Annotated in this window: 8 protein-coding genes; 1 reads left to right on the plus strand and 7 read right to left on the minus strand. The window is 72.0% G+C overall.

Going from position 1 to position 10,102, the window contains the following annotated elements; all coding sequences use genetic code 11:
- On the minus strand, nt 1-438 hold a 438-nt coding region (locus HMPREF3105_RS02320; RefSeq protein ID WP_141762412.1), incomplete at its 3' end, for a TetR/AcrR family transcriptional regulator.
- 126 nt (nt 439-564) lie between these two features.
- On the opposite strand from HMPREF3105_RS02320, the gene HMPREF3105_RS02325 reads away from it, so the two are divergent.
- A complete protein-coding gene (locus tag HMPREF3105_RS02325) occupies nt 565-1,779 on the plus strand; it encodes an acyl-CoA dehydrogenase family protein (RefSeq protein ID WP_020624825.1) in 1,215 nt (404 codons plus the stop codon).
- A 100-nt stretch (nt 1,780-1,879) separates the two neighbouring features.
- Here HMPREF3105_RS02325 and HMPREF3105_RS02330 read toward each other — a convergent pair whose 3' ends face one another.
- The 6 genes from HMPREF3105_RS02330 to HMPREF3105_RS02355 all read right to left on the minus strand — a co-directional run.
- Nucleotides 1,880-2,821 carry an endonuclease domain-containing protein gene (locus HMPREF3105_RS02330; RefSeq protein WP_070708685.1) on the minus strand — a complete coding sequence of 314 codons (942 nt, stop codon included), beginning with the start codon at nt 2,819-2,821 and terminating at the stop codon, nt 1,880-1,882.
- 259 nt (nt 2,822-3,080) lie between these two features.
- Nucleotides 3,081-4,406, minus strand: coding sequence for a tRNA guanosine(34) transglycosylase Tgt (gene tgt, locus HMPREF3105_RS02335; protein WP_070708686.1), 1,326 nt, complete (start codon nt 4,404-4,406; stop codon nt 3,081-3,083).
- Nucleotides 4,407-4,585: 179 nt separating this feature from the next.
- On the minus strand, nt 4,586-5,113 hold the full coding sequence (locus tag HMPREF3105_RS02340; RefSeq protein WP_012750724.1) for a DUF3800 domain-containing protein: 528 nt from the start codon (nt 5,111-5,113) through the stop codon (nt 4,586-4,588).
- A 97-nt stretch (nt 5,114-5,210) separates the two neighbouring features.
- Nucleotides 5,211-5,747: a hypothetical protein gene (locus HMPREF3105_RS02345; RefSeq protein WP_036316098.1), complete on the minus strand. Its 537-nt coding sequence runs from the start codon at nt 5,745-5,747 to the stop codon at nt 5,211-5,213.
- Nucleotides 5,747-9,019 (minus strand): type ISP restriction/modification enzyme, encoded by a 3,273-nt coding sequence (locus tag HMPREF3105_RS13335; protein ID WP_070708687.1) that lies wholly within the window; start codon nt 9,017-9,019, stop codon nt 5,747-5,749. Before HMPREF3105_RS13335 ends, HMPREF3105_RS02345 begins: the two co-directional genes overlap by 1 nt.
- 200 nt (nt 9,020-9,219) lie before the next feature.
- Nucleotides 9,220-10,102, minus strand: an 883-nt coding sequence (locus tag HMPREF3105_RS02355; protein ID WP_070708688.1) for an ornithine cyclodeaminase family protein, incomplete at its 5' end; no start/stop codon positions are given.

A 10,102-nucleotide genomic window follows, 5' to 3' on the forward strand; every position in this document is an offset into this window, starting at 1 on the left:
CGCCGCCAGCCCGACGGCGACCCCGCCGCGCGCGGGCGTGTCCGGCAGGGCCGTGGCGAGCCAGCCGGAGAACAGCTCCGTGTAGCGGTGCGAGGTGAGCAGCTCGCGCGTGCGCAGCGACTGGGAGCCGCGCAGCAGGCGGGAGCGCGCCCGGGCCCGGTCCGGATCGGCGGTGTGATGCCGGAAGACCTGGAGGACCGCCTCCTCCAGGGCCTCCCGCACGCCGAGGGAGGTGCCGCGCAGGAAGTCGTCCAGGCGGGCGAGCAGCGCCGCGTGGTCGGCGAAGACCACCTCCTCCTTCCCGCCGAGGTGGCGGAAGAAGCTGGCCCGGCTCATGCCGGCCTGGCGGGCGAGCTGGTCGGCCGTGACGGCGTCGTAGCCCTCGCGGTCCAGCAGGTGGATCAGGGCGGTGAGGGTGTCCTCGGCGGGCGTCGTCATGCGGGCCATGGTGCCACGGGCGCGGAGAGGAGGTGAGACTGCGTCTGATTCTGTGAGATGGCGTGTCAGTCGGTGTAGGGTGATGACGGACACACCCATCTCTCCGACCCCGCCCGGGAGGCCACCATGACCGAGACCCTGCCCACCGTCGAGCCCGAGTACGACGTCGCCACGCCGCTGGACACCGACTTCTACCTCGCGCTCGCGGACGTCTCCGACGCCGAGAAGGACGTGTGGCGTCGGGCCCGCGCCTTCGCGCTCGAGCCGGACGTGCTGCCCCGGATCCGGGAGGCGTGGGACCGTCACGAGTACCCGCTCGACCTCGTGGCCCGCCTGGGCCAGGCCGACCTGCTGCGCGACGGCGTCCCCGTGGACGGGCTGCCCGAGATCTCCCGCGTGGCCGCGGGCCTGGCCATGATGGAGCTCTCGCGCCTGGACGGCTCGATCGCCACGATGACGGGCGTGCAGGGCGGTCTGGCCATGCGCTCGATCCAGCTGTGCGGCAGCGAGGAGCAGCGCGCCGAGCACCTGCCGGCCATGGCGCGCGGCGAGCTCTACGGCGCCTTCGCGCTCACGGAGCCGACCCACGGCTCCGACTCGGTCTCGCTGGAGACCCGCGCCGAGCGCGTCGACGGCGGCTGGCGGCTGCACGGGCACAAGAAGTGGATCGGCAACGGGGCCGCCGGCGGGGTGACCGTGGTGTGGGCGCGCAGCGCCGAGGACGAGAAGGTCCGCGGGTTCATCGTGCGCCAGGAGTCCGAGGGCTACACGGCCGAGGTCATCAAGGGCAAGGTCGCGCTGCGGGCCATCGACCAGGCCCACATCACCCTCGACGGCGTGTTCGTGCCCGACGCCGACGTCCTGCCCGAGGCCCGCTCCTTCAAGGACACCTCCCGCGTCCTCTTCGCCACGCGCGTGGGGGTCGCGTGGTCCGCCCTCGGGAAGGCCGTGGGCTGCTACGAGGCGGCGGTGCACTACGCGGGGCAGCGCGTCCAGTTCGGCCGACCGCTGGCCGCCGCCCAGAGCGTGCAGACCCGCCTGGCCGAGATGCTCTCCCAGCTCACCCAGGTGCAGCTGCTCGTGCTGCGTGCGACCCGGCTCGAGGACGAGGGACGGCTCACCGGGCCGATGGCGTCCATGGCCAAGTACTCGGCGACGCGCGCCGCGCGGTCCATCGCCGCGAACGCGCGCGACCTGCTCGGTGGCAACGGCATCCTCATCCAGAACGAGGTGGCCCGCCACTTCGCGGACATCGAGGCGATCCACACCTACGAGGGCACCGAGACCGTGCAGGGGCTGATCATCGGCCGCGAGATCACGGGGGTCGGCGCGTTCGTGTGAGATGACGCGAGCGGGGGCGGCGGCGTGAGCCAGAGATTTCTGCTGGTGCGCACGCCCCCCTGCCGCCGATTCGTCTGGCTCGGCGGCCGATTCGTCTGGCTCACGCAGGCAGAGGGAGCCGCAGGTGGGCGGCGAGGTCGCGCAGCAGGGCGTCGAGACCGCGCCGAGTGAAGACGCTGGCGGTCACGCGCAGCACGATCCACCCCTCGGCCTGCATCCGGCGGTCGCGCTCGATGTCACGGCGCCACTGCCGCGGGTCCGTCCGGTGATGATCGCCCTCGTACTGCACGCAGACGTGGGCCTCGCGCCACACCAGGTCCGGCCGGACGGTGGACCCGTCACTCAGCAGAAGCAGCGGATTCACCTCCGGCCCCGGCACGCCCGCGTCGGTCAGCGCCAGTCGCAGGAGCGTCTCGGCCCGCGAATCCGCGCCGTCCCTGAGCAGCGGCAGGGCCGCCCGCAGGGTCCGCGTCCCTCGCCGCCCACGCACCCGGAGCACCTCCGCCTCCAGATCACGCACGGTGCACCGTGGATGGTCGCCGGGACGACGTCGGCCCGCCGGGCCGTCAGCCCGTTGCAGCAGGCTGTCCCCGGCGGCGACGACGTCGGCCAACGGCAGACCCAGCTGCGCCAGCGCCGCCCAGGTGGCGGCCGGCGTCGTGATCCGCACCCGGGCACGCACCAGCACGGGGTCCTGCGGGTGCAGTTCATGCCCGACGACGCCGCTGCGGCGCGGCGCCCCGCCCTCGGCCCGCGTGCGCGCCAGATGGATGGGGCCGCGCTCCCACTGCCGCGGCAGCCACATCCCCCAGAGGCGAGCGGCGGTGGCGTGGGTGGCCGCGGTGCCGGGGTTCGTCCGCTGGAGGGCGCGGACGACGTCGGCCAGTGAGGGCTGACCCCCGGCGGTGTGCCGCAGCCCGTGGTGCGGGGCGTCGAATCGGGGGCCGCGCAGCTGCGAGGCCGTCAGGCCGGCCTGCAGCCCCGCGGCGACCGGGAAGACGGGGCTGGGGGCGGCGTCGTGGTGCGGAGGAGGGGCGACCATGCCGCCACCCTCTCCTTCCATGGGCGGACACGGTGCCGCGACCGCGAGGGCCGTGGAGGGTGAGCTGCGCCCGCGGCCCTGTGCAGGAGCCGCCGAATCGTCTGGCTCACGTCCCCCACGCGTCCGAGCGGCGCTGAGCCAGACGAATCGGTCGCGAAGGGCCGCTCTGGACAGCAGAAACGTCTGGCTCGCGCCGTCGCAGCGTGCTGGCTCGCGCCCGTCGCAGCGTGCTGGCGTGTGCCGGCGCACCCAGCACCCCTCAGCCCTTCGGGGCGTAGTACCGGCCGAGGGTCTCAGCCTTGAGCTCCGCGAACGTCCCGTCCTGCATGGCCGCGCGGATCCGGTCCACGAGCGAGACCGTGAACCGCTCGTTGTGGATGGAGAGGAGCGTGTGCGCCACCATCTCCTTCGCCTTGAACAGGTGCCGCAGGTACGCGCGCGAGTAGTGGGCGCACGTGTAGCAGTCGCACTCGGGGTCCAGCGGCCCGAAGTCGCGGCGGTACTTCGCCCCGGGCAGGTTGTAGCGCCCGTCGCGGGTGTAGAACGCGCCGGTGCGGGCCACACGGGTGGGGGAGACGCAGTCGAAGGTGTCGGCGCCGTTCTCGACGGCGGTGAACAGGTCATCGGGCTCGGAGATGCCGAGCAGGTGGCGCGGCTTGTCCTCGGGCAGCTCCTGCGCGCACCAGCCCACGATGGTCCCGAGGTTCTCCTTCTCCAGGGCCCCGCCGACGCCGTAGCCGTCGAAGCCGGACGTCACGCCGTCGAGCTCCCCCGCGGCCGGGAACTCGGCCCGCATCGCCGCGAGGTCGCGGCAGGCCTTGCGGCGCAGGTCCTCGTACTGGGCGCCCTGGATCACGCCGAACAGCGCTTGGTACGGCCGCGAAGCACGGACCCCGGTGAGGCGGGCGTGCTCGTCGAGGCAGCGCTGGGCCCAGCGGCGGGTGCGCTCGAGCGCCTCCTCCTGGTAGCCGCGGGAGTTGTGCAGGGTGGTCAGCTCGTCGAACGCGAACATGATGTCCGCGCCGAGGTTGTGCTGGATGCCCACGGACACCTCCGGTGTGAACCGGTGCCGGTCCCCGGTGAGGTGGGACTTGAACCAGACGCCGTCGTCGTCGACGTTGGCCAGGCGCTCCTTGCCGGGGGCGACGGCGTCGTCGGCGCCCTGCCCCTCGGGCGCGCCGGGGCCCTTCATGTCGATGACCTTCTTGAAGCCCGAGCCGAGGCTCATCACCTGGAAGCCGCCCGAGTCCGTGAAGGTCGGCCCGGGCCAGTTCATGAACGCGCCGAGGCCGCCGGCCTCGTCCAGGAGGTCGTCGCCGGGCTGCAGGTACAGGTGATACGCGTTGGCCAGCAGCGCCTGCGCGCCGAGGTCCTTCATCGACTCCGGCAGCACCGCCTTGACCGTGGCCTGCGTGGCCACCGGGATGAACGCCGGGGTCTGGATCCGCCCGTGCGGCGTGGTGATGACGCCCGTGCGGCCCAGCGGGGCGCCGTCGTGCCCGGGGGTCTCCAGGCGGTGGGTCACCTCGAAGCCGAAGTGGTCCGGGTGCGCGGGAACGGCGGGGGGCTGCGGGGGGTCGGGCATGGGATCCAGGGTAGTGGGGGCGTCCAAGCGGGGAGGCGGGGTGGAGCGGCGTGGTCCCGAACGGGATGTCCCTGTCGGGAGTCCTCAGAGGCGAGTACACTGGACATCACGGGACGCGCTTCGGCGTCTTCCGTCCAACCGGACCCCCGCCTTCGAGCGGGGGTTTCGTGTGTCTGCGTTCAAGGGGTCCAGACGTAAGAGTGCTGACGGATCTTGTTCAGCGATCGGCCGATGGCGTTCATTCGGCGAACGGCATCGCGGTGGCGCTCAGTGACATGGCGGCGGCGCTGCTCGAAGTACGTCAGGACGTCCACGGCCTGCAGCAGGCGGCTCTGGTTCGAAGGGCCGAAGTACATCGTGTCCAACAGGTGGTCGAGTGCTCCGTCGGAGAGGCCCTGGACCGAGGCGGCTCGCATGCGTCGGTAGGTCAGACGGCTGTCATCGCGGAGGTGGTGGTCATCGGCGATCACCAGGAGGCCGTCCGCACGCAGGGACGTCCTCCGGTGCACGCGGTTCAAGAGCTGAGCGGACACCACGATGTGCGGTTTGGCGTCTTCCCATCCAGGCCGCTGACGCAGCCTGTCGACGTCGACACCCTGGAAGCCGAACCACGGGGTGTGCGCGGCGATGAGTTCGACGGCGCGTTGGCTGGCCCATGCGCGGACGCCGACGGGGGCGGCAGTCCAGTCGTCCTTGCCGTTAAACACCGCAGGCCATGGAACTCGAGCTGCTCCGGCACCGCCTGCGGGTGGTCGGCTCGGAGCTGTGCATGGAGCTGGTCCAGGTCCCTTGCCTGCCTGTCCCTCAATCAGTCGCTTCAGACTCTTTCCCACTTGTCGCTGAGAGCCGACCCTGGTGGTCGCGGGACCAGCGGTCGCCAGCGGCGTCGGTGAAGGTGAAGGCGGTCACCCGGAACCGTTCGGCGTTGGTCAGCGGCCGGGGGACCACGTCCAGTTCATCCGCCTGGACGCCGTAGCCCCACTCGTTCTTGCTCAGTTCGAAGTAGGTGCGTCCTGGAGGCAGCATGGCGGCGGTGAGATCGGGAACGGGATACTTCGACGCCACCGTGGCCCGTGCCCCGTAGACCGGGACCTGGGAGGAGTTCTCCACGGCGAGGAACCAGCGCCGCGTGGGTGGGGCGCCGAACTCGTCATTGATCCGGGCGGCGACGCACATCCACGCGGCGACCTGGCGTGCCTGTTCCTGCTTTTCGCGCAGGTCCTGCCGCTCGTCGCGGCCCTTCTCGATCTGGCGCAACCGCCACGACTCCACGGCGGACCATGCCGCGGCCAGGAGCGCCAACACGGAGACCACGAGGGCGATGACGTTCGCAGCGTCCATCAGAACATCTCCTCCTGCGCAGTGGAGAAGTCCCGCTTGATCGTCTTGGGAACCTTCCGTTCGGCCGGGGTCGGTTCGGGGAGCTCGCTCGCCGGGATCAGGTCGCCGGCGAGGATCTCGTCCAAGAGGTCTGCCTGGTCGCCACCCAGTGACACGGTCTCGGTCAGCACTCGGAGCAGATCGAGCAGCTCGTCGTTCCACTCGTCTGCCCACTCGGTGGGGCGGATACGGTCCAGCGGGGTGGCTGCCTTGCCGGCGGCGCGGCCGATGCCGGTGGCCGTCCTGGCGCCGAGCCACTTGTCCAGGATGTTCATGCCGGACACGGCGAAGGCCCTGACCTCCGGACTCACGCCGGTGACGACGCCGTCCCCCACCTTTAGCCGCTGGGTTGCAGGGTCGTAGGACACGGCCCGCGGGGAGGCAGGCAAGGCCGTCACGGGGGCTTCCCAACCCAGGCCAGGAATGCGGGGTACGCGGCCGGCGGGGCGGTCTACACCAGTGAACCGCTCCCCGTAGGTCTGCAGCCACAGCAGACGCTTACCCAGCTCCACGGCACGGGCGAACAGGGCCGGGTCGACCGTCAGCGGCACGCGGACGGGGCTGCCTTCGAGGGCTTCGTCGAACCGCTGGACGTAGGCGTCATGGCCGGCGATGCCCATGACGTAGGCGGCCAGGTCTTCCGGCGTGACCTCTCGGCCGTAGCGCTCCCCCAGCAGCGGGAGCAGCCCGCCGGTGACGTTGGGCTGGGCGGCTTCAGCGTCCCGGTAGAGGGGGATGACGTCCTTGCCGCCGTAGGAGCCGACGAAGTAGTGCAGATCTGGCACCGCCGTCGCCACGGTCACGGCGGGGCCACCGCTGATGCGGGCCGTCTTGGGGGAGACAAAGAACAGCTGGCGGTCCGAGAGCGCCTGCCACAAAGCGGGGCGTTCCAAGTTGATCAATCGAGGATCGTCGAAGGTCCACTGGCGGTCGAAGGAGCGCCACGCCACCCGTGTGATCGGCCGGTGCTCAGCGTCGGCGGGCAGCGCCGCCAAGGGGGTCAGGCCGCTCACGGCGGTGTGGATGGTGCGCCCAGAGTGGCCCGTCACATACTTCTCCGCACGGGCGTCCGCGGACGGGTCAGCCAACAGCTCTCGCCACCGCCGTTGCAGAGTGTCCTGATCCGGGGCCACGGGCCAGGCGCGGTTGTACTTGATCCCGGGCTGCTGCCAGGGGAAGAGGTCCGCCAGGGCGGGCATCGCCGCCCAGTCCTCCCCGCCGCTGGCCGGTGCCAAGGGGTCGCCCGCCCCACCGGGTAGGCACTCCCATGTGCCGTCGTCGGGATCCAACCGGGCCACCTCGTCCAGGGCCGCGAACTTCTCCGCGCGCGTGCCCCGGAAGCGCCGGTAGTACACGGACGCTTCCCGGGCGGCCTTGCCGGTGCGCACCAGAGTCACGATCGCCACCGGGGTCTGGATGTCGAAGACGTTCTCCTCCTGGCGTGCCCCGCGGCCCTCGCCGCCCAGGTCCATCACCCAGATCTCACTGGCCGTCCGACGGGCCAGATCGCGCAGACCCACAAAGGCCGGGCCGGTCAGCCACGAGGACGCCGTGATGAAGGAGATGATCGCCTGGTCCCCGGGGTCCTGCTGGAACGCCTTCCAGATGGCCCACCGCCAGAAATACACGTACAGGTTGTACAGCGAGGCCTGGGCGGAGAAGATCACTCCCTGCTCCTGGGCGGGGCCGATCACGTCGTCGAACAGCGCGTCCTCGCCGTCCCCGTGCTCCACCCAGCCGCCGGTGCCGGAGGTCACCCGGTCATAGGGCGGGTTGCCGATGGCCACGGTGATGCGCCGGTCCCGCTTGATCTGGCGGGCCGCCTCGGCGGCCTCGGCGAGGACCCGCGCGTCGCCGAACAACCCCTCCGCCATGCCCGCCGAGGGGTCCTCCAGGGTGTCCGTCAGGTACACGCCGATCTCCTCCGCCTGGAAGGCGTGACCCTGCGCCTCAGCGAGCCGCTGGCCGATGCGCAGGTGCGCCACCGAGTATGGGCCGGGCAGCAGCTCGAAGGCCAGCAGGTTCTTCGTGAGGTTCTTGGCCACCTGGGCCACCCCCGCCGGGCCGCGTTCCTCCCGGGCTGCTGCCTCCGCGCGGTCGATGACCGCCAGCGGGTAGGTGCCGGAGCCCGTCGCGGGGTCCAGCGTCACCACCGAGGGGGCACCGAAGCCCAGGGTCTGACCGAAACGTTCCCGCAGCAGCGCGTCCACCACGCGCACCTGGCACTGCACCACACTGATCGGCGTGTAGTAGACACCCGCCCGGTTACGGGCGGCCGGGTCGTAGCGCTGGAGGAAGTCCTCGTAGAACCACAGCCACGGCTCACCACGGGAGTCCGTGGAGCGCTCGATGGCGGCCACGTCCATGCTGGACACCAGCCGCATGATGGCCCCGACCTCCGGGGCGATGTACTCCATGAGCGCCGGGATGCCGATGATCGGTCCGAGGGACGCCGCCAGCACGTTGCGGTGGGCCGTCTCCAGGGCGTGCTTGGCCTCCTCGAGCGTCACCACGCCGTCGGCGTTCCGGTCCGCTTGGCCGGAGAGACCGGCGATGGCCATGGAGTAGGCCACCACCTGGGCGACGTCGCCGGCGAACTGGGCGTCCGTGGTCGTGTGGTGCACCGTGTGGTCCCAGGCCGCCTTCGCCTCCCGCACCGAGCGGTAGTTGTTGGACAGGCCTTCCTGGAGGCGCTCTCGAAGGAAGCGGGCCAGCGGGGCCAGGCGGTCCGCGAGCTGGCTCACTCGGGTGATCGGCCGGGGCTGGGCCAGGGTGAACTGTTCCAGGACGGTGCGCAGGCGGTCCGCGTCCCAGCCTGCGACGCCGTCGACGGGCAGGAACGCGGTGTCCACAAGGGAGCCGGAGACATAGAGGGCGATCTCGTCTCCGTTCGAGACGAGCAGCGCGTCCAGCTGGGAGAGCAGGTCCCACTGGCCCTTCTCCCGGCCGCGCCACTTCTCTCCGATGACCGTGTGGCCGGGTGCCTTGAGTTCCACCCATCCGCAGGGGCGACCGTCGATCAGGGCGGCGAAGTCCGGGCGCACGCCGTCGAGCTGGGCCTCTCGCAGCAGGCTGAGGTCCCCAATCCCGGTGACGGAGGAGAACGCGCGCAGGAACTCGGAGACCGGGACCGTCAGCTGCGCCTCCGGCTCGGCGGAGACCCCGCTCGTGGAGGCGAGCCGCACGTCACGGGCGTACGTCTCAGCGAGCTGGGCGAGGGGTGCGTCGATCATGTGTCCTGCCTTGCAGTGAAGAGGGTGGCGCGAGTCACTCTATCCAGACGGGGCGTGCTCGACTGGGCCGACACCGCGGAGGCCGGCCGCGCCCCGCTCGTGGCGAGAAATCTGGTCGGGCTCGCCGGCGCCCTCGTCCTCCTCGCCGTCAGTCGCCGGGACACGCCCTCGGTCCGGCAGCCGGACCCGGCCGCCCCGGCTCAGCCCAGCACCACCCGCGCCACCGCGCTCGCCACCACCAGGTCCTGCCAGGGCATGCCGGTGGTGACGAACAGGGCGGGCTCACCCTCCTGACGACGCGCGGTCCCGGCCACGAGCTCGGCCAGCGTCACCGTGTCCTCGATCCCGGCCAGCGCGCCGGAGGCCACCGCGAGGGTCACGTCCCCGGCCTCGCGGGCGGCCGAGTCCCGCGACTCCACCGCCACGGTCGCACGGCGGGCCAGGGCGTCGTCGGTCTCGCGGGCGTCCGTGGTGTGCGAGCCCATCGCCACGACCGTCGCGTGCTCCGGCACGAGCGTCCCGTCGAACAGCGGGGCCATCGCGGCCGTGCACGTCACCACGACGTCCGCCTCCGCCACGGCTTCCGAGTCCGCGGTGCTCGCGGTCACGCCCAGCTCCGCTTCGATGCGCGCGGCCAGGGCGGCGGCCCGGTCGGCGTCGCGGCCCACCACGGACACCCACTCCAGCCCGAACACGTCCTGGAAGGTGAGCGCGTGCTCCCACGCCTGCACGCCCGTGCCGAACACGACCAGGTGCCGGGGCGAGGCGTCCGCGAGCAGCCGCACCCCGAGCGCGGACACCGCGGAGGTGCGCAGGCCCGTCAGCTCGACGCCGTCCAGCACGGCCCGCGGTGCCTGGCCGGGGGTGCCCGGGGCGCCGAACAGCACGTAGACGCCCTGGATGACCGGCAGTCCGCGCTCCGGGTTGTCCGGCGTGAGGGTGAGCAGCTTGGTGCCGACCTCGCTCCCGCGCGTCGAGGGCATCTGCAGCAGCTGCCCGGCGGCGGTGGACACGCGGGTGCGGGGGGCGTCGGCCTCCGGGTCCAGGCCGGCGGCGAGGGCCGCCTCCAGCGCGTCGACGGCG

The organism is Micrococcus sp. HMSC31B01 (assembly GCF_001816085.1).
Classification (GTDB): domain Bacteria; phylum Actinomycetota; class Actinomycetes; order Actinomycetales; family Micrococcaceae; genus Micrococcus; species Micrococcus luteus.